General features: G+C 48.2%; 1 protein-coding gene. It reads right to left on the bottom strand.

Annotated elements, in window-relative coordinates:
- The coding region (locus ACVA53_RS25030) for a GTP-binding protein (RefSeq protein WP_446506632.1) at nucleotides 1-442 on the bottom strand (442 nt) is incomplete at both ends.

The following is a 442-nucleotide window of genomic DNA, read 5'->3' as shown; positions in this document are numbered from 1 at the left end:
ATTGAGAATACATCTTCGATAGGAAGGATGAATGGTAGATCGATTGCACGCTCTGGCTCTGGGATGTAGTTATCTAGAGCTTCAGCTAGTTCAACAATCTTGTCTTCCCACTCTTTCTCGCCGTTTAGAGCGCCAAGAGCAGAACCCATGATTACTGGGCAGTCATCACCTGGGAATTCGTACTCAGAAAGAAGTTCACGAACTTCCATCTCAACTAGCTCTAGAAGCTCTTCGTCATCAACCATGTCACACTTGTTCATGAACACGATGATGTAAGGGATACCAACCTGACGGCCTAGTAGGATGTGCTCACGAGTCTGAGGCATAGGGCCGTCAGTTGCAGCAACAACTAGGATACCACCGTCCATCTGAGCAGCACCAGTGATCATGTTTTTAACGTAATCGGCGTGTCCTGGGCAGTCTACGTGTGCGTAGTGACGAG

The organism is Photobacterium sp. DNB23_23_1 (assembly GCF_052873815.1).
The sequence above is the reverse complement of the archived record's forward strand: the minus strand, read 5'-3'. Positions and strand labels throughout refer to the sequence as shown.